General features: G+C 49.9%; 12 protein-coding genes. 6 read left to right on the forward strand and 6 right to left on the reverse strand.

Translation table 11 applies throughout. The features are described from left to right. The first annotated feature begins 6 nt into the window (after positions 1–6). From AC5RDV_RS02810 to AC5RDV_RS02825, 4 genes are all read left to right on the forward strand, one after another. Positions 7–1,998: a sialate O-acetylesterase gene (locus tag AC5RDV_RS02810; RefSeq protein WP_282748291.1), complete on the forward strand. Its 1,992-nt coding sequence runs from the start codon at positions 7–9 to the stop codon at positions 1,996–1,998. Between the two features lie 38 nt (positions 1,999–2,036). Then, positions 2,037–4,193 (forward strand): alpha-galactosidase, encoded by a 2,157-nt coding sequence (locus tag AC5RDV_RS02815; RefSeq protein WP_282748292.1) that lies wholly within the window; start codon positions 2,037–2,039, stop codon positions 4,191–4,193. Between the two features lie 18 nt (positions 4,194–4,211). After that, positions 4,212–6,416 carry an alpha-galactosidase gene (locus AC5RDV_RS02820; RefSeq protein WP_282748293.1) on the forward strand — a complete coding sequence of 735 codons (2,205 nt, stop codon included), beginning with the start codon at positions 4,212–4,214 and terminating at the stop codon, positions 6,414–6,416. Positions 6,417–6,611: 195 nt separating this feature from the next. Beyond that, positions 6,612–7,634 carry a porin gene (locus AC5RDV_RS02825; protein WP_282748294.1) on the forward strand — a complete coding sequence of 341 codons (1,023 nt, stop codon included), beginning with the start codon at positions 6,612–6,614 and terminating at the stop codon, positions 7,632–7,634. A 126-nt stretch (positions 7,635–7,760) separates the two neighbouring features. Here AC5RDV_RS02825 and AC5RDV_RS02830 read toward each other — a convergent pair whose 3' ends face one another. Further along, on the reverse strand, positions 7,761–9,290 hold the full coding sequence (locus AC5RDV_RS02830; RefSeq protein ID WP_008626538.1) for a carbon-nitrogen hydrolase family protein: 1,530 nt from the start codon (positions 9,288–9,290) through the stop codon (positions 7,761–7,763). A gap of 159 nt (positions 9,291–9,449) precedes the next feature. Here AC5RDV_RS02830 and AC5RDV_RS02835 point away from each other — a divergent pair, with 159 nt between their 5' ends. Beyond that, a complete protein-coding gene (locus tag AC5RDV_RS02835) occupies positions 9,450–10,397 on the forward strand; it encodes a LysO family transporter (protein WP_008626540.1) in 948 nt (315 codons plus the stop codon). Between the two features lie 78 nt (positions 10,398–10,475). On the opposite strand, the gene AC5RDV_RS02840 is transcribed toward AC5RDV_RS02835, so the two are convergent. The 5 genes from AC5RDV_RS02840 to AC5RDV_RS02860 are packed head-to-tail and all read right to left on the reverse strand — an operon-like array spanning position 10,476 to position 16,121. After that, positions 10,476–12,344, reverse strand: a complete 1,869-nt coding sequence (locus AC5RDV_RS02840) for a T9SS type A sorting domain-containing protein (RefSeq protein WP_282748295.1) — start codon at positions 12,342–12,344, stop codon at positions 10,476–10,478. 13 nt (positions 12,345–12,357) lie between these two features. Further along, positions 12,358–13,101, reverse strand: coding sequence for a T9SS type A sorting domain-containing protein (locus tag AC5RDV_RS02845; RefSeq protein WP_282748296.1), 744 nt, complete (start codon positions 13,099–13,101; stop codon positions 12,358–12,360). Between the two features lie 30 nt (positions 13,102–13,131). Further along, on the reverse strand, positions 13,132–13,926 hold the full coding sequence (locus AC5RDV_RS02850) for an Omp28 family outer membrane lipoprotein (RefSeq protein WP_008626543.1): 795 nt from the start codon (positions 13,924–13,926) through the stop codon (positions 13,132–13,134). Between the two features lie 3 nt (positions 13,927–13,929). Further along, on the reverse strand, positions 13,930–15,597 hold the full coding sequence (locus AC5RDV_RS02855; RefSeq protein ID WP_282748297.1) for a DUF6029 family protein: 1,668 nt from the start codon (positions 15,595–15,597) through the stop codon (positions 13,930–13,932). 26 nt (positions 15,598–15,623) lie between these two features. Further along, complete coding sequence (locus AC5RDV_RS02860; RefSeq protein WP_008626546.1) at positions 15,624–16,121, reverse strand: TlpA family protein disulfide reductase; 498 nt, start codon at positions 16,119–16,121, stop codon at positions 15,624–15,626. Between the two features lie 357 nt (positions 16,122–16,478). On the opposite strand from AC5RDV_RS02860, the gene AC5RDV_RS02865 reads away from it, so the two are divergent. After that, positions 16,479–20,075: a choice-of-anchor J domain-containing protein gene (locus AC5RDV_RS02865; RefSeq protein WP_282748298.1), complete on the forward strand. Its 3,597-nt coding sequence runs from the start codon at positions 16,479–16,481 to the stop codon at positions 20,073–20,075. Positions 20,076–20,143 lie beyond the last annotated feature (68 nt).

Genomic DNA, 20,143 nt, shown 5'->3' on the forward strand with positions numbered 1-20,143 from the left:
TAAGACATGAAAATCAAAAACATTACACGTGACATGGGCTTCTGTGCCGTGTTAGCTTGTGCGAGTCTGCAAACGCCGGTTATGGCAAAAGTCACATTGCCCGCTTTCTTCACGAGCAACATGATCATCCAACAGAAAACCACCATGACTTTGTTCGGAAAAGCCAAGGCGAACAAGAAAGTAAGCGTGGAAACCAGTTGGAACAACCAACACTATGAAGCCCAAGCGGACGCAAAAGGCAACTGGCGTATCGAGATCGCAACTCCGGCAGCCGGAGGCCCTTACCGCATCACCCTGTCCGACGGTAAAAAGACCGTATTGGACAATGTTATGGCGGGCGAAGTCTGGTTCTGTTCCGGACAATCCAACATGGAAATGCCTTTAGCCGGATGGGGAAAAATCAAAAACTACGAACAAGAAATCGCAGCGGCCGATTACCCCGGCATCCGCCTCTTCCAAGTCAAGAAACACACCTCGGTGGCACCGCTCGACGCCTATCAGGTAGAATCCACCATGGGCGGTTGGAAAGAATGCTCACCGTCCACGGTTCCGGAGTTTTCTGCCGTGGCTTACCTTTATGCCCGCGAACTGCACCGAAAACTGAACGTACCGGTCGGGGTCATCGACTGCACTTGGGGAGGGACACCTGCCGAAGCATGGACCTCGTCCGAATCGCTCAAACAAGTCATGGGTTATCAAAAGAAAGTCGGACAACTGGAAGCATTGGGCTTCGACCGCGACAAGGTCATGGCCGAATACGGAAAAGAACAGGCACAATGGAAAGCCGAACTCAGCAAAGTGGACAAAGGCTTCCAAAATGGAAAGGAGTGCTGGATTGGCAGTGACTTGGATGACAACGACTGGCAACAAATGGAACTCCCGGGATATTGGGAAGGCAAAGGACTCCCCAATTTCGACGGAGTGGTGTGGTTCCGCAAGCAAATCGACATTCCATCCGAATGGACAGGTAAAGACTTGCAACTGAATCCCGGCATCATCGACGATGAAGACATCATCTATTGGAACGGCGAGCAAATCGCCAACGGCGCAGGCTACAACGTACAGCGCCATTACACCGTACCGGGCCGTCTGGTCAAGGCTGGCAAGAACACATTGGCCATCAAAGTCAACGACAACGGCGGTGAAGGCGGCATAGCCGGAAAAGCAGAGGACATGAACCTCAAACTGTCGGACAAGGACATGCTCTCTCTGGCCGGGAACTGGAAATACCGCGTAGGCTGTTCCTTGGCCGACATGCCTCCCGCTCCGATTTATCCTGAGCATTCCTCTTTCCCTTCCGTACTTTTCAACGGAATGGTACATCCCTGTCTGGAATATCCCATCAAAGGCGTCATCTGGTATCAGGGTTGCAACAACGTGGGACGTGCAGAAGAATATGAAAGCCTCTTCCAAACGCTGATTACAGACTGGCGCAAGCAGTTCGGACAACCCGACATGCCATTCTATTTTGTGCAACTGGCCAACTACTTGGACCGCAAGTTGGTACAGGCAGACTCGCCATGGGCCGCCCTTCGTGAAGCACAATCCAAAGCGCAGCACCTGGCCCACACCGGAATGGCAGGCAATATCGACATCGGCGAGGCACATGACATCCATCCCAAAAACAAACAAGAAGTGGCCCGCCGTTTAGCCGCCATCTCCTTGGCCGACACCTACGGGCAGAAGATACCCGCGCAAGCACCGGTTTACGACAACTACACGGTGGGAAGCGACGGCAAGGTCCGTATTTCGTTCACAATCCCCGCCATCGGCGAACGCTTTGAGCAGAACAAAGACATCAAGGGCTTCACCATTGCCGGCCCCGACCATGTGTTCTACCCCGCCGAGGCCTATACGGACGGCGACGATGTGGTGGTCTACTCGCACTATGTCAAAGTGCCGGTAGCCGTCCGCTACGGATGGGCCGATAATCCGGAGTGCACATTGCGCACACCCGGCAATTTCCCCGTGGCTCCTTTCCGTACCGATAATTGGTAAAAACAATTTTATTCAAAACATAAACCATTTGATCATTTATGAAAATCAAATCATTCTTATCACTATGCCTGCTCGCAACGGCATCTACCGTCGCGGCAGACGAGTTCATCAAAATCAACACCGACCAGATCGGCATGGTGTTGCGCGTCAAAGACAACGGCCGCCTCTACCAGTCGTACTTGGGCAAACGGTTGGCCAACGACAACGACTTGCAACACCTTCCGCAAGGCAACGAGGCATACCTCACCCACGGCATGGAAGATTACTTTGAACCGGCCATCGAAGTACACCACAACGATGCCAACCCGTCGCTGCTGCTCAAGCACGTGTCGCACGAGCAAAAGAACATACAGCCGGGTGTGGACGAGACGGTCATCACGATGCAAGACGACAAGTATCCCGTCACAGTGAAGCTCCACTATGTGTCCTATGCCAAAGAAAACATCATCAAGACTTTTACTGAAATCAGCCATCAGGAGAAGAAGCCTATCCAACTGGAACGCTATGCTTCCGCCATGCTGCACTTCAGCCGCCCGGCCTATTACCTCACGGAGTTTTCCGGCGACTGGATTTATGAGGCCACGATGAGCACCACACCGCTGAACTTCGGCAAGAAAGTGCTCGACACGAAACTGGGCGCACGTGCCAACATGTTCACGCCTCCCATGTTCATCCTCTCGTTGGACAAGGAATCAAGCGAAACCGAAGGCGAAGTCATACTCGGCACGTTGGGCTGGACGGGTAACTTCCGTTTCACATTCGAGGTGGACAACAAGAAAGACCTTCGCGTCATTGCCGGTATCAACCCGTATTTCTCGGAATACTCTTTGCCCAAAGGCGAAACGTTCCGCACACCGGACTTTTATTTCACTTACAGCGACTGCGGACGCGGACAGGCCTGCCGCAATTTCCACGACTGGGCACGCAAATACCAACTTAAAGACGGACAAGAAGACCGCCTGACCCTGCTGAACAACTGGGAGGCCACTTACTTCGATTTCGACGAGGATAAGTTGGTGGAACTCATGGGCGATGCCGTGAAATTGGGCGTGGACATGTTCCTGCTCGACGACGGATGGTTCGGCAACAAATACGAACGCCACAGCGACACACAAGGCTTGGGTGACTGGGACGAAACGAAACACAAGCTCCCCCACGGCATCCAGAAGTTGGTGGACGAAGCTGCCAAACGCAACATCAAGTTCGGCATCTGGATTGAACCGGAAATGGTCAGCCCCAAGAGCGAACTTTACGAGAAGCATAAGGATTGGGTGATTCACTTGCCCAACCGCGACGAATATTACTTCCGCAACCAAATGGTTCTCGACCTGAGCAACCCCGAGGTACAGGACTTCGTCTTCGGCGTAGTAGACGGCCTGATGACCAAATATCCGGGCATCGCTTATTTCAAGTGGGACTGCAACAGCCCGATTACCAACATCTACTCTCCGTATCTGAAAGACAAGCAGACTCATCTCTACGTAGACTACGTGCGCGGCCTGTACAAGGTGCTCGACCGCATCAAGGCCAAGTATCCGAAGTTGCCGATGATGCTTTGCTCGGGTGGTAGCGGCCGTATCGACTACGAGGCTCTGAAGTATTTCACGGAGTTCTGGGCCAGCGACAACACCGACCCCATCCAACGCCTGTTCATCCAATACGGCTATTCGTTCTTCTATCCGGCCAAGTCCATGAGCGCCCACGTCACCACATGGAACAAGAACGCGAGCATCAAGTTCCGCACGGACGTGGCCATGATGGGCAAGCTCGGCTTCGACATCAAGCTCAGCGACATGAGCGGTGACGACCTTACCTACTGTCAAGGTGCCGTGAAGAACTACAAACGCCTGCGTCCGGCCATCATGGAAGGCGACCTCTACCGTCTCGTGTCTCCCTACGAAGGCCTGCGCACCCATGCGGCCAACCAATTCGTATGCAAGGACAAGGACAAAGCCGTGGTCTTTGCCTTCGATGTGTATCCGGGTTATGGCGAGAAGCTCCTCCCGGTACGCCTGCAAGGCTTGGATGCCAACAAGCAGTACCGCGTGAAGGAAATCAACATGATGCCGGGCCAGGGCTCTTCGCTTGAAGGTAATGACCGCGTATTCTCCGGTGATTACCTGATGAAAGTCGGGCTGAACCTTTTCACCGGCAACAAGCTTTACAGCCGCGTGGTGGAAATCACAGCCGAATAAACATTCAATCAAAAAGAAATGGAAATCAGAAATTATATCATAGGGGTAGCCGCTGCGACATGCAGCGCGCTACCTTTTTCGCATTGTTTCGCATGGGAAGGCAACGTGCTGGTATCCACTCCGCACACATCCATGCTTCTCCATGCCGGTGAAGGCCAAGACCTGCGCTTCGCCTACTTCGGCGACCGCATCGAAGAGAGCCAGATACACCAGATTCACGACGCATGGGACGGGCTGAACCGCACGGCATACCCTACTTTCGGCCAACCGCCCCACCAGATTTTTGCTTTGCAAGCCGTACATGCCGACGGGAACTGGACCACGGACTTGACCGTGGAAAACGTGGAGACCTCAACCCTCGACAACGCCAAACTCACGGCCATCACGCTGAAGGACAAGGTTTATCCTTTCCAAGTGAAACTCTACTACAAGGCTTACAACGACATTGACATGATCGAAACGTGGAGCGAGATTTCACACACGGAAAAGAAAACCGTGGTGCTGAAACGTTTCGATTCGGGACACTTCCTCATCCGCCGGGGCAACGTATGGATTTCGCATCTCCATGGCTCATGGGCTGCCGAAACTCACGTCACGACCGAACCGCTCACACCGGGCATCAAGATGATAGAGAATGTGGACGGGGCGCGCAACGGCCATCTGGACCACCCTGAGGTCATGTTCTCGCTCGACGGGAAACCGCACGAGAACGAAGGACGCGTCATCGGCGCCGCCCTTTGTTGGAGCGGAAATTACGCCATCCGCATGGTGACGGACAATAATTTCGTACACCGTGTCTTTGCGGGCATCGACAGCGAAAGCTCGGAATACAAACTGGCTCCGGAAGAGGTATTCACCACCCCGAAGCTCGCCCTCACTTACTCCGGCGAGGGGATGAGCGGTGCCAGCCGTAACTTCCACCGTTGGGCACGCCACGCCGGTATGCTGCACCACGGTGATCAGGTACGCCCTGTGCTGCTCAACAGTTGGGAAGGCGTGTACCTCGATGTCAACGAACCGGCCATGGCCGAAATGATGAAGGACATTGCCACGTTGGGCGGCGAACTGTTCGTCATGGACGACGGGTGGTTCGGCGACAAGTACCGCCGCGTGCAGGACAACTCTTCGCTCGGCGATTGGGTGGTAGACCAAAAGAAACTGCCCCACGGTATCGAAGGGCTCATCCGGGAGGCCGACAAGAACGGCATCAAGTTCGGCATCTGGATAGAGCCGGAAGCCGTGAACAGCAAGAGCGAACTGTTCGAGAAACATCCTGATTGGGCCTTGCAAGTCAAGGAACGCCCCTTGCAATACGGGCGTGGCGGCACACAGATGCTTCTCGATGTGTGCAACCCCAAGGTGCAAGATTTCATGTTCGGCATCGTAGACAACCTTTTGAGCCGGCATCCTCAAATTGCTTACATCAAATGGGATGCCAACGTGGAACTGAAGAACTATGGTTCCACCTACCTGCCCAAGGACAAACAGTCGCACATATACATTGAATACCATCGCGGCTTGAACAAAGTGCTCGAACGCATCCGCGCCAAGTATCCCGACGTGCTGATTCAAGCCTGCGGAGGAGGCGGAGGACGCGCCAGTTACGGTGTCATGCCCTACTTCGACGAGTTTTGGGTGAGCGACAACACCGATGCCTTACAACGTATTTACATGCAGTGGGGCACCTCGTATTTCTACCCCTCCAACGCCATGGCACAGCACATCAGTGCCTCGCCCAACCACCAGACAGGACGTATCGTGCCCATCAAGTTCCGTTGCGACGTGGCCATGAGCGGACGCTTAGGATTGGAGCTGCAGCCTTCCAAAATGACCAAAGAGGAATACCGGCAGGCATCGCAAGCCGTGAAGGACTACAAGTCAGTGCGCGAAGTCATCCAGTTGGGCAACCTCTACCGTCTGGTATCGCCTTACGACGACAAAGGTATCGCCTCACTGATGTACACTGACGATGCGAAAAACAAGGCGGTGTTCTTCGCCTATAAAATGGAACATTTCATGAACCAGGTTGTACCCCGCGTCTGCCTGCGCGGCCTCGACCCGGCCAAGAACTACCGCGTACGCGAGTTGAATGTCAAGACCGGCGGACAGCCCTGTTTCTTGAACGACAAAGTATTCTCCGGCGCCTTGTTGATGAACACCGGCATCGAAATGCCTTTGGGAAGCGACTACGCCAGCTGCGTGTTGGAACTCATTGCTGAGTAGAACCCGCGATCTTTTTCGGATAGGAAACGCATTGAATCTGGAGTTTGTACCTTTTCTTAGAGTACAAACTCCTTTTTTATTGGCATAAATAGAAGAAGAGAGGAAAAATAACGGTATATTTGTAACATCATCGTAATACGTATGACATCTTGAGTTCATATCAAATGCCTACCTTTGCCCCCAAATCAACACATTATGAAGAAAATCGCCATTTTAGCCTTGGGCTTGTTGCCCGCCCTCCCTGCCGCAGCCGACGAAGGGAAAGAAGAAAAAGCCAAAACGGATTACCGCCCGGTTGTCCACGGCACACTGCGCGGAAAATACGAATACCAACCGGAAGAAAAGGCCGGACGCTTCCAAGTGCGTACCGCCCGGGTCAGCATCGAAGGTAAAGTAGCCCCCGTAGTGGCTTACAAAGCCGAAATCGACTTGTCCGACGAAGGCAAAATCAAAATGCTGGATGCCTACACCCGGCTCAGCCCGCTGAAAGGTTTCGATTTCACCATCGGGCAGATGCGCGTCCCGTTCACTATCGACGCCCATCGCTCGCCCCACCAACAATACTTCGCCAACCGTTCGTTCATAGCCAAGCAAGTGGGCAACGTGCGAGACGTGGGAGCCACGTTGGGCTATAAAATAGACGGCTCGCTGCCCCTCACCCTGCAGGCCGGAGTATTCAACGGCTCAGGACTGACCGACCAGAAGGATTTCTGGACCAACAACATCAACTATTCCGCCAAGGCACAATGGCAACTGCCCAAAGGCTTTTCAGTCACGCTGAGCGCACAGAAAATCAGGCCGGAACATATCTCGGTCAACATGTACGACAGCGGCATCACTTACAAGTCCGGAAGATGGACGGCAGAGGCGGAATACTTGTATAAACACTATACCAAAGATGCCTTCCGGGACGTGAACGCTTTCGACGGGTTCATTTGCTATGACCTGCCACTGAAAAAAATATTCAGCAAAATCTCATTCCTCGGACGCTTCGATTACATGGGCGACCACAGTGACGGAACGGCCGACGAAAACGGGCACCTCACACTGACCGACGCCGAACGCAAGCGCATCACCGGCGGCATCACGCTAAGCATCGCCAAACCGTTCATCTCGGACATCCGTATCAATTATGAGAAATATTTCTACAATGACGGAGTCACCCCCAAAGTGTCCGAACAAGACAAGATAGTCATTGAATTCATGACTCGCTTCTAACTTATTATCAACATATTACAAAACCGAAATCGTTTGGCGCAGAATGAAAATTCATTCTGCGCCAAACGATTTTTCAATCTCCTGAGATTGATTTTCCGTTCTCAGCACATCTTTTTCCGAAGCTCCTTACCTCTTGAAACGCACCTCATAAAGGTCGCGCCGGCGGTCTTTCAAATTCCTTACACCGCCATAAGTATGCAGCTCGCTCAGAAGGTCCAAATCGACATCGGACACAAGAATCATTTCCGTGTTCGGCGTGGCCTCCGCCCGGCGCCCGTCAGTGGGGAAAGCAAAATCGCACGGAGTGAACACGCCGGATTGCGCATACTGTATGTCCATGTTGTGCACGCGCGGCAGGTTGCCCACGCTACCGGCTATCACCACAAAGCATTCGTTCTCGATGGCACGGGCCTGCGCACATACCCTCACACGGGAATAAGCGTTCTGCGTGTCCGTCAGGTAAGGCACGAAGAGGATTTGCATTCCTTGGTCGGCCATGATGCGCGACAGTTCGGGGAACTCCACATCGTAACAAATCAGCACGCCGATCTTGGCACAATCCGTGTCGAAGGTCTTCAGCATGCTGCCCCCGGACAGCCCCCAACTCTTGGTCTCGTCGGGCGTGACATGTATCTTCTCGTACATCTCGTAACTGCCGTCGCGGCGGCACAGGAAGCCCACGTTATAAAGGTTGCCGTCGCGCTGCAAGGGCATGCTGCCGGTGATGATGTTGATGTTGTAGCTGATGGCCAACTGCAAGAAACGGTCGCGTATCTCGTCGGTGTAACCGGCCAGTCCCCGGATGGCCTGCGACTCGCTCAGGTTGTTGAATTCCGCCATCAACGGGGCGTTGAAATACTCCGGAAAAAGGATGAAATCGCTTTTGTACCCCGACACGGCATCCACGAAAAACTCTATCTGCTCGAACAGGTCGTCTATCGTCCGGTAACCGCGCATCTGCCATTGCACCAACCCCACCCTGACCGTCGTCTTGGCAGGCAACGGCTCAGCCGTCTCCGGTTGGTAATAGATATTGTCCCACTGGAGGAGGCAAGCGTAATGCTTGGACTCCTCGTCGTTGGGCAAATAGTTGGTCATGACCTTACGGACGTGGAAGTCGTTGGAAAGCTGGAAGGTCAGCACCGGGTCGTAAATCTCCCGTTTGCGCACCTGCTCGATATACTCCTTCGGACGCATCCTATCCGCGTATTTATGGTAGTTCGGGATACGGCCGCCAAACATGATGGCCTTCAGGTTCAGCTTCTCGCACAGTTCCTTGCGGTACTCGTACATACGGCGTGCCAGGCGCAAGCCGCGGTAGTCGGGATGGATGAACACCTCGATGCCGTAAAGGATATTCCCTTTGGGATTATGCGTGCAGAACGTCTCGTTTCCCGTCACTTTGGCATACGTATGGTCTCCTTTCACCAAATCGTAATCCACGATGATGGAAAGGGCGCAACCGACAATCTTGTCATCGGCTACCGTCACCACCTGCCCTTCTGGAAAGATGCGTAACAACGTCTCTATCTGTTCATGGGTCCAAAACACATCGCTGCCGTCCGAATACACACGGCGGAACGACTGCGCCAACTGCCCGTAATCCTCTATCTGGAGCGGACGCACCTGGATTTTACCGATATTCTGATTTTCCATTCCTATTATATAATAAAGATACTTCGAGAGTGCAAAGTTACGGCTAATTTGGATGCGCTGTCATTCCAAAGGAGTTAAATCCGCCCGAAAGGATGCAAAATCGGGTATAGGGAAGGACATACGGTTTCATTTCTCCGAAAAAAAGGCGAACTTTGCGCCATGTTTACCGTCATTTTGATTTTATGGGGCAGCGCGGCGATAGGCTACGTGCTGCGCCGCCATCCGTTCAGAGCCGTAGGACGGCTTACCACTTGGTCCGTATGGTTGCTGTTGTTCCTGATGGGATGCGAAGTCGGAGCCAATCCGGACTTGATTTCCCAATTAGGCACCTTGGGCTTGGAAGCCCTCATCCTTACCGTGGCTTCCTTCGCGGGCTGCATGGGACTGTCATGGGCTTTTTGGGAGTACCTCCAAAAACATCCGAAAAACAAAAACACGGGTCTCTCAAATTCCCTGTCAGAAGCAAGTTCCTCTCCCATTTCCCCGAAGCCCTCCATCCGGCAACAGACGGGCGAAAGCATGGTCATCGTAGGGTTCTTTGCCTTTGGAGTTTCGGGCACCCGCTTAGGTTGGATTCCCGTCCTGCCACCGGAAGCGGGATTCTACGCCCTCTGCCTGCTGTTGGGGTGCGTAGGATTCAGCATCGGGCAAAATGACGAGATGCGCCACGGCCTGCGGAAAATAGACAAGCGGCAAGCCTTATTGCCGGTCGTAACAGCCATCGGGACCTGGTTGGGGGCGATTTCCACTGCCCTGCTCATCCAACGGCACACCCCGGCTGACTGGTTGGCAGCGGGGTCGGGATTCGGCTATTATTCACTTTCGAGCATCCTTATCACGGAAATGAGGGGAGCCGAACTGGGCACGATAGCCCTTATGTACAATATCTTCAGGGAACTGGCCGCACTCATCGGCGCCCCCCTGCTATATCGCATGTTCGGGCCATTGGCTCCCATCAGCCAAGGCGGTGCCACCACGGGCGACACGACGCTCCCCATCATCGCCGGATGCTGCGGCAACCAGTTTGTCCCGCTTTCCATTTTCCACGGTTTTGCCCTCGATTTCACCGTCCCGTTTTTAGTTCCCTTTTTCTGTTCGCTGTCTTAATCCTCCAAACACAAAGGCGGGACATACTTGGATGGTATGCCCCGCCTTTATGAGGATAAGCCCGAAACCGGACCGTAATTACTTCTTCAAAACTTTCACGACCTGCGTGCCTTCGTTTCCGGCAAATTGGAACACATAAATTCCTTTCTGCCATGAAGCTGCCGCAATATGGGCAGAACCGCCGGCAGACAAAGCGTAAGTACCCACGAGCTGTCCAGAAGTGGCATATACGTCCAAACGGTTGTACGAAGACGGATAAATCACGTCGAAACCTTCTCCCGCCGCCGTTACGTCCACCCGGCCGGAGGCATTGACTGCCTCTACGGACAAAGCGTCGTCGGCAGCACTGCGATCTCCTTGGTAAATCGTCAGGTCACGCGAAAAGCCCTTATTATCCGTCAGCGTCAGCGTGGCACGGCGGCCTTTCACATTCCATGGCTTGGCCTGTGCCGTCATGCTGATAGCAAACAAATTGGATTTGCCTTCAGCTTCCACCGGCTGAGTCACTGTGAACCAATCGCCATCCGAAGAATTAGACACGGTGGCCGATACCGTCACATCATTTGAAGCTCCACCCAACCAATCTAAAATCAAATATTTCTGAGTCTCACCGTCTATGCTAAAATCATAGTTTGTGTCTTGCACAAAATCGAGGCGCGCATTATCCTTGCACATAATCATATAAGGAGTAGCCACATACTGATGAATATCAAGAGAGCTAGCATAATTGAAATCCACCACTTCGTTACCATTCTGAAGTTGCAACACATATTGGCACATTTGACCGGCATATTCCCCTTTCTTCGGCACATAATAGGCCGTATTGCGCTCAGAATCCGTAAAGTCCATACGGTCCAACTGGGAAAGCAAAGCCCACTTCGTACCGTCCTGAGGCCCGTCTATCATAACATAGAAACTGCTGTTCACCAAACATTCCGGAGTTTCGGTATTCACGGCAACTTCCCAAACCCGCAAGGTAGTGGTGGAAAGGTCACGATCCAATTTAGCTTTCACGTCCTTGAACTCTTTTACCAAGACCCATTCATCCTTTTTTGAATCGTATTCGGCCCAACTCACAGTAAAACGTTTCTTACCTAAATCCACAGTTGTCGGAGTCAACACATAAAAATGAGTTCCCCACAAAACCACAGCCCCGTCCTTAGGCGCATCAAAAAGTTCCACATAAGCCGGTTGCATATCCGTGTCCCATCCAAAAAGCATATTACCGTTTCCCCACGGATCCGTAGGACTAAGGGCAGAATAAAAGGTATTCACAAACGGCTCAGCATCTACATCCACATTGTAAACGTAAGCCATTCCCGAAAGAGCTACCATACCCGGAAGGAACTTGGTCTGGTCTACATAATCCTGACTATACCCCATTTGATAAACAGAATCCACACCATTCATCGTAGCCGTCAGTTTCGGTGTATTCAAATATACCCCGTTGTTAGCAAAATAAGGATGCATCAATACGGTATCTTCCGAGAACTTGTCCCCATCGAAGTCCCACTCAAAAGCACTAAAAGTACCTTCTTTGGAACGGTTGGCAAAATGGAGGTCACGGTCGGGATAACCCAAAATCCCCCTACGCGCATACACAACAGAGTCATCCTCCAATATAGTCAATGCAAATCCGGGCACCAAATTATAATAGCCTGCATCTACAGAATAAAACGCACCGGGCTTAGAGGGGGTATCACGCGTCATTACATTGTACACATCCACTGCCTCCTGCGTTTGCATCACACGAGGCGCAGCCAATCTGGCACCTTTCTGATTAATGGCATTCACCGGCGAAGCAGCCCGCAATGCTTTCAGACTGGACGAAGACAAGTGCTGCTTGTGTGAAATATGCTCTCCCGCTACTGGTAATTGCGCTGCAACCGACAAAGCACAAACTGCCAACGCTGCGGAAAATGTCCCCTTTAAAATCTTATTATTCATACCTTTTTGCTTTTTACTGATTCAATACAATCTTTCCGCTCACCTTGCCGTCCGCACCTTCAATGCAATAAAGCCACAACCCGGCAGAAAGGTTTTCTAATGAAATCTGCCCCTTGGCATTTTCCAATTCCTGCGACATTACCTTGCCACCATCCAGACCGTAAACGGAAAGTGTACGACCTGCCGGTGACGCGAAATTGTAAGAAATGACATTACCACTGACTTTCACAGCCTTTTTCTTATCTGCCTGCACACCGTCTACCGAAAGAAGTTCATCATCGTTGGTCATCACCAAAGTAAAATAAACTTTATCGGATTCTTTACCGGGCACCCATGCAGAAACCTGTACGCGTTTGGTAATTGTAATATCCGTTTCACCGACTTTCCCAAAATATTCAATCAACAAGTCTTCCTCTTTTCCTGCAAACAACTTACAACGGTCATCATTCTTCAAAACCGTATAATTGTTTTCCGCACTCGTATTGATACATCCCCCAAAAGCACAAAAACCGATGGTTGACTCATCCAAAGATTTCACTTCCACAGCAACATTTGTATTAGCATCCGAAGTCAAGTATATTGGTGGGAAAAAGGCATATTGATTATCGTATTCCAAATAATCTTTATCATAATCACCAAAATAGACCGTAGCCCCGTTCCCTATCTCCTGCGCACCGTAAGTGAGCTTCAGCGTCTGCGCCTCTATTCCCATTACGGCAAACAGCGATGCACATAAAATCGTAGAAATTTTTTTCATAATCATTTCATTTTATCTATTAATACTTAATCACTTTACTTCACACTCTACTGCTTGTAATACCCCGTCAGCTTCCGTATATACAAAACCCACGACAGAAAGATTCTCGACGTTCCATTCAGACTTAATCTGAACGCCCCGCTCAAAATCCAAGAACATGTCTTTTTGTAAGGAGACTTCTTCTCCTCCTACACCATTCACAGCACCACGGTAAACATGATTATGCACATACTTCCGATCGGTCTGACGCCCGTTTCGCTGACGAGCCACAATACCATTCTCCGTCACCCAAAGCTGAAGTTTGGCATTCACAGTCACACCCGGCTCCAAATGGACGCGGATGGCTATACTATCCTTCCCTACCACAGAATCGGCCTCAATGGAGAGCTGTACCTGGGTATCTTCAGCCAATGCATCACGTACCGTCGTCGACCATTTGGAATAATCACAAAGTCCCCCTCTACGGTTCACAACTCCCGTTGGTAATGATACATTATCAGGATTGGCCCATTGCGACAAATAGACATTGCCATCCGGTAACATCAACCCACCTCTCGGATCCCCCTCCGGAATTCCAAAAACACTTGTTGCATGTACAGCCACAGCCACGACAGCATCTCCATATTGCTCCTTCAGACTGGCTACCACTTCATGGGCCGTAGGACAATTGGAGCAGTCCTGCCCGGTGAAGTCCTCCAACAAAACGTTACGTTTCACTTCCACATCACCCATGGAAATAAAGCGGTCTTGCTCGTCCACTTCGTCACAACCGGCCAAAGTCGCCAAGGCTACGAAAGCCCCCCATATATAGTTTTTTACCTTCATGCGTTAAAAATTAAAGTTGTAAGACATCTGGAAACCGCGCGTGGCCGGTACATAACGGCAAACACCGCCGGAACAGTTGTAGCCCGCACGCGTGCGGCCATAACCGGCCATCAGGCGGTGCGCCTTGTAATTGAAGGTCACGGAACCCATATAATAATGCACGTTGCTCTCTCCGTTGTTCCACATGTCGCTCACGGTAAACATGAAATACGGCAAAACGGAAAGTTCCAACAGCCCGTAGGTCCAATCACCTTCATCCTGCTTCGTAGCCAGATACTGGGCCTCGGCACGCAAGGTCAGTTTATTGTTGAACTGGTATTTACCTTCCGCCACCACAATATGCGATTTAATCATGCCGTTATCTTCCTGACGGATGACCGCATCATTGAAACGTTGGTTCATGTACATCAAATTCAACTTGAAGGCTTTGGTCAGCTTCTTCTCCATCTGCACGTTGATGTCTTGATAATAGGTTTCTCCCCCCACCTTGAAGAACTTGGACTTGTAGCCCTTCGTCCCGTAAAGGGAAGTACCCACGGCAGCATCCACAGCTTCCTTGTCCAATGAACGCACATGGCTGAAATTCACTTTCAGCTTCGTGCCATACTTACCGCCCAACGGGGTACGGCGTGCAAAGTTATAGCCCACTTCTCCCTGAAACGCCCATTCGCCTCCCGCAGCCTGCGTGGCATAAGGATAAAGGGCTGCCAAAGCATAAGTATGTTGGTAGGCAAAAGCAGGCATATTATTGATAAACACCGAATTGCCGTTCATCGAACGTTGACTGCGATAGGCCATGTCCTCGCTACGCTTCACCTGCAACAGGGCACTCATGCCACGCCGGGAATAAGACCCCGACAACATGAGGGCATTGCCACGATGATAGATATACCCGTTGTCGAAAGACGGGTCCTGGCTTTTCCAGGCATATTCGGCCAACAAACTGTAATCGCCTTTTTGGAAACGTGAACGCACATCAAAGGCACTCACCATCTCCGGCAGGTTCAGACGGTAGTTCGTACCCGGCACGACGATGTCCTCGTCCTTTTCATGTTTCAGCACGTAAGAACCGCCCACCATCCAAGTGATGTTCTTGTCGCGCATCCGTGCCGAATATTGTTCCAAGTTCAATTCCAAATCGGCACCGCCGACCCATGAATCCTTGCTCCAATCCCAATAACGACGTTGCAGACCGCCCAACACTTTGAACGATACCCCCTTCAAACCGGTCACATTGACCCGTGCACCACGCAGGGAATTGTCGATGCCCAAGCTACGTTCCTCATAGGTCCGGAACACAAAACCACTACCGAACTGGTCATAAAAGTCTCCGGCTGTAATATCCACCCCCTTCAACTTTCCTTTCACATAGATGTGGGGCACTCCCCATCCTTTGAAATCCGGCTCAAAACCGGGAAGAGGAAATTCCGTAAATTCCAACCGGGCACCCGCATCGACATACTTGCTCATCAGATTCAAGTCGGCATAAGTATTGGTCAGCCCCCAATCACTGTAAGTTCCGGTCCCGATTTTTTCATCTTCTTCCGGAACCAACACGTCGCTTTGCACGCTTCCGTGCAAAACGACCTTACGTCCACTTTCCTGCGCATTCGCAACAAAGGCCAACAGCCCTGCTCCACACAGCACCATTGGCTTTAAGCTTATTTTCATTATACCTTATTATATATTATAACAGATTATTTCCCGGCAATCAGCTCACGTATCTTTTCTATCAAATGACTTTCGGCACCTTCTGTATAACCGCTACGTGATTCGGCAATATTACCCTTACCATCAATGATGAACACGTGGGGAATCATCTGTACCCCCATGGCACGGCGAAACTCGCTATTGGGATCAAGCAACACCTCGTATTCCCATCCTTCGCCATCCACCAATGGTTTTACCTTATTAATATTTTGGGCCTGATCGATAGAGACAGCAATGACCTTCATACCAGTCTCATCCTGCCAATCGGCATACTGCTCGCTAATGGCTTTCAGCTCCCGATTACAAGGCTTACACCATGTAGCAAAAAAACTAATCACAAAAGGTTTTCCGTCATTACTTAACTTGGAAGTATCCACGGTCTTGCCTTCCAAATCTTTTAACTGGACAGAAGGCAACTGCGCACGAACCGCTGCCGCTACAAGCAGTAGGGTGCACAAGCTAAAGAATCTTACTAAAATCTTCATCTATACAAGTTTTGATTGCAAAAATACTATTTTTTCTCAAAAAAAGCATTCTTTTAGCAAAAAAAACTTTCCTAATTTTAAGAAAAATAGTTTTTTTATATATATTTGCAGCCGGAAATCAGTTTTTTATTTCGAAAATATTTTTATTTTAATAATTATCTATAACCAAACATGAAGAAAGGTCTATTAAAAATTGCCCTCTCAGTATTAGGAGCGGCGTTTTTTCTTTGCGCGAAAGCGCAAGGGGTTCCAGGAGCCTCCATTCATCCGTTTGTATTTGAAGATGTATCCATCCTTACTAACATTTCAAACAACGGGAAATGGGCTACCGCTCATGGTACAGAGGAAAGCAAAACGATGTTTCCCAAACTTATCGACTTAAGCTCTAACCAAGTCACGGAACTGCTTACCGGCGAAGACTACTCCAACTTGACAAGCGCGGCCTATGACGTGACAGACGACGGTAGCATGGTGGCAGGAAGCTATGACGGCCAACCGGCTATCTATATCACAGCCCAAAAACGTTGGAGCATGTTGGCCGTACCCGACAGCTGTGTAGGTGGAGAAGTCACAGCCATCACCCCCGATGGCCATTACGCCGTGGGAAGGGGCCTATACGCAAATACTTACATGGAAGCTGTCGTCATGTGGGATTTACAACAGGACGGCCTGCTTCTCGATTTATCCGGCATTCCATTTGAAGACATGGTAGGCGAAAATAACAACCAACGCCGTCTGATAGGTGTAACCCCTGATGGAAATAAAGTATTAGGCTGCATATCATACAGCTACGTAAGCCCTGCCGGTATCTTCTTTTTTGTATATGACCGCCAAACCAAGAAGTGCCAGCCTATCGGTTTCGATACCACAACAGAAACAACAGAAGAAGGCCCTCAAACGGTTTGGACACCGCGTGCCGAAGGACTTTATTTTATCAACTCAGCCAATCTCAGTGCCAACGGACGATATATCACAGGCGAAGCGTACATGGAAAATGATGCAGCCAAAGGTTACGTTTACGACATAGAAACGGATAAATTCACCCTATACAGCGATGCACAAGATGACATGCCCGGTTTTACAGCATGCAGTAATGGAATCGTGTTGGGTGCAACCCCTCCGACCAATCCTTATCGTGACTGGAGCGTGCGCGTGGGAGAATATTGGTATCCCATTTCTTTGATTCTCTCTCAACGTTATGGCATCAACTTCTCTACGGAGACTAATTTCTCTAATACAGGAACACCGATAGCCACTAGCCTGGATGGCAAAAAAATCGTTGTATTCGTAGCTCCACAAAAAGAAAATTATATTTTGGAATTACCGGAGACCTTGGATGCAGCAACCACAGATATTGACTTATTAGGTAACTACATCGTCAATCCGAAGGCCGGAAGTGAATTCTCGTCTCTTAAAACCGTCACGTTTACATTCCCCTATGAAATAGAACTATTAGGAGACAAAAGCAATGTGACCTTTACGGACGAAAACGGGAAAAAAACGGGTACGATCTTAAGTCTTAAAACGGATGACAAGGATTTGAATATCAGCTTCCGCAGCACAAACCTGCAAGCAGGAGTGAAATATACCCTGACCCTTTCTGCCGGTACTATCGCCATCAAAGGCGACACGGAACGTAAAAACAAAGAGCTCTCCGTCACTTATACAGGACGTGATAATGTTCCGGTAAAAATGGTATCTGCCACTCCGTATGAAAACACGGAAGTAAAACAGCTGAATTACACCAACAATCCTATAACCATAACGTTCGACACCCAATTATCCCTCAATGAGGACGCTATCGGTTACCTTTACAAAGACGACGAAACGACCCCGGACGGCACCTTACGTTTAGGAGTCACAGACAATAAATTATATGTGTTCCCTGTCACAGCCCGCAATTTGTTTAAGGGACACAACTACAAAGTGACGGTTCCTCGCAACGCGGTATATGACATCATGGGCAATAATGGTAATGACTCCATCACCTTGCACTACATCGGCGGATTCGAACGCGAAGTAAGTTATGACAACGATACACTCTTCGTAGAGGATTTCAACAACGGGTTCACTAAGACCATGTTGTATGAAGGAGACCATAATAAACCCACGGAGGAAATGCAAAAAATGGATTTCAACGATAGCGATAACTATCCTTGGACCATGGTACGCGATGAAGATGATCCCAATAACTATGCCGCTGCTTCCACTTCGTTGTATGACCCCGTCGGGAGGTCTGACGACTGGATGGTCACAGCGCATATCTATATCCCGGACGACAGATGTTATTTGCAATTTGATGCCCAAAGTTTCCGGGAGAATAAAAAAGATAGCCTTTATGTATTGGTTTGGGTAACTGAAGATGAGTTTTCTTCAATGAACAGCGAACGTATCGCCAAGTTCAAAGCCGAATGCGACACCATATATGCCGGCATCGAAACTCCGGGAGACTATGAAGACTTCCTTGCCGGAGACTGGACGGAACACACGGCAAGCCTACAACCTTATGCCGGCAAAAACATCTACATCGCTTTTGTCAACAGCAATGAAAACCAAAGTTGTGTATTCGTAGACAACCTTTTGGTGAGACAAGACCAACAGTTCCAAATCAGCGTGACCACAGACCAAACGGTGGTAAAAGCCAAAGAGATAAAAATCAGTGGACAAATCAGAATCACGACACCAGACCACACTTACTCGACCTTGGAACTGACCTTGAAAGATTCTCAGGGAAACATGGTAGACCAAATTAGCGAAAGCAACCTGGAACTGAAAGAAAATGATAAGTATGACTTCTCCTTCGACAAGCCATTACCCTTGGTTATCGGCCAAGAAAACGAATATACTATCCTTGTCCAATTGGATGAAGAACAAAGTGAACCTCACTATTCAGTAAAGAACCTGTCTTTCCAGACCGTTAAACGGGTTGTATTGGAAGAAGGTACCGGACAGGATTGTCCGAACTGTCCGCAAGGCATTCTGGCCATTGAAAATCTGGAAGATGTTTACGGCGACTTGTTCATCCCTGTAAGCCTTCATACTTATTCCGGTGACCCTTATGGAACTGGCTTTGAAAGCTATGCCGCATTCCTGAACATCACAGGATACCCTTCGGGCACCGTCAATCGTACCAATCAAGTCCCTGTGGGAGCCATGACTTCGGATGAGAATGGAAATGCCACCTTCACCTCTACGGCACATCCTTGTTGGTTAGACTATGTAGCTGCAGAAATGGAAATAAGCGCCGATGCAAACTTCGACATCGCAAAGGCTAAGGTAGAGGCAGACAGTACGATTAACATGACTTATAAATACCAATATGCCCTAAACGTGAAAGGACAAAACGTAAACCTCTTTACTGTAATATTAGAAGATAGCCTGATTGGCAAGCAAAGAAACTCTTATGGTTCCAACAGCGACCCGCTTTTAGGCGAATGGGGCCAGGGAGGTAAATACTCTGCCGCCACCGTACGTAATTATCCTTTCGTAGATGTAGTGAGAGGCGTAGTCGGTGATACATTCTACGGCACTGCCGGTTATATCCAACCGAATGTCGAGGCCGGTAAGGAATATACGGCCGAAGCCACTTTCAAGCTTCCTGCAAAAGTCCTGAAAGCTAAAAACTGTAAGATCGTAACCATGATGATAGACGCCAACAGCGGCAAAGTCATCAATTCGGCGCGCGCCAAATTGGATGTATCGGATTTTGCTAATGCCATAGCTGACATACAAGCAGAAAAACCGAATGTCGAAATTGCAGTTGTAAACGGTGGCGTAGAGATTACCACAGATGCCCCGGCACAAATTAATTTGTATAGCCTGAACGGCACTTTAATCGGAACAGCCAAAAGCCAAGGCTTTGTCTCATTAAGCACAAACGGATACCGTGGCCTTACTTTGGTGAAAGTGACTACCGGACATCAAACTTTAGTGAAAAAAGTCATCGTGAAGTAAACTGCTTCCTTACCCTCCACATTGTACCATGCCCGTTCCTTTGGGCATGGTACTTTAGTGTTTCAGAA

This window comes from Paraprevotella sp. (assembly GCF_986071375.1).

Coding starts and splice junctions, on each gene's coding strand:
- AC5RDV_RS02835 (WP_008626540.1), top strand. CDS start 9,450: ATGTTTACCGTCATTTTGATTTTATGGGGCAGCGCGGCGATAGGCTAC.
- AC5RDV_RS02820 (WP_282748293.1), top strand. CDS start 4,212: ATGGAAATCAGAAATTATATCATAGGGGTAGCCGCTGCGACATGCAGC.
- AC5RDV_RS02865 (WP_282748298.1), top strand. CDS start 16,479: ATGTTTCCCAAACTTATCGACTTAAGCTCTAACCAAGTCACGGAACTG.
- AC5RDV_RS02815 (WP_282748292.1), top strand. CDS start 2,037: ATGAAAATCAAATCATTCTTATCACTATGCCTGCTCGCAACGGCATCT.
- AC5RDV_RS02840 (WP_282748295.1), bottom strand. CDS start 12,344: ATGAATAATAAGATTTTAAAGGGGACATTTTCCGCAGCGTTGGCAGTT.
- AC5RDV_RS02855 (WP_282748297.1), bottom strand. CDS start 15,597: ATGAAAATAAGCTTAAAGCCAATGGTGCTGTGTGGAGCAGGGCTGTTG.
- AC5RDV_RS02860 (WP_008626546.1), bottom strand. CDS start 16,121: ATGAAGATTTTAGTAAGATTCTTTAGCTTGTGCACCCTACTGCTTGTA.
- AC5RDV_RS02825 (WP_282748294.1), top strand. CDS start 6,612: ATGAAGAAAATCGCCATTTTAGCCTTGGGCTTGTTGCCCGCCCTCCCT.
- AC5RDV_RS02845 (WP_282748296.1), bottom strand. CDS start 13,101: ATGAAAAAAATTTCTACGATTTTATGTGCATCGCTGTTTGCCGTAATG.
- AC5RDV_RS02830 (WP_008626538.1), bottom strand. CDS start 9,290: ATGGAAAATCAGAATATCGGTAAAATCCAGGTGCGTCCGCTCCAGATA.
- AC5RDV_RS02810 (WP_282748291.1), top strand. CDS start 7: ATGAAAATCAAAAACATTACACGTGACATGGGCTTCTGTGCCGTGTTA.
- AC5RDV_RS02850 (WP_008626543.1), bottom strand. CDS start 13,926: ATGAAGGTAAAAAACTATATATGGGGGGCTTTCGTAGCCTTGGCGACT.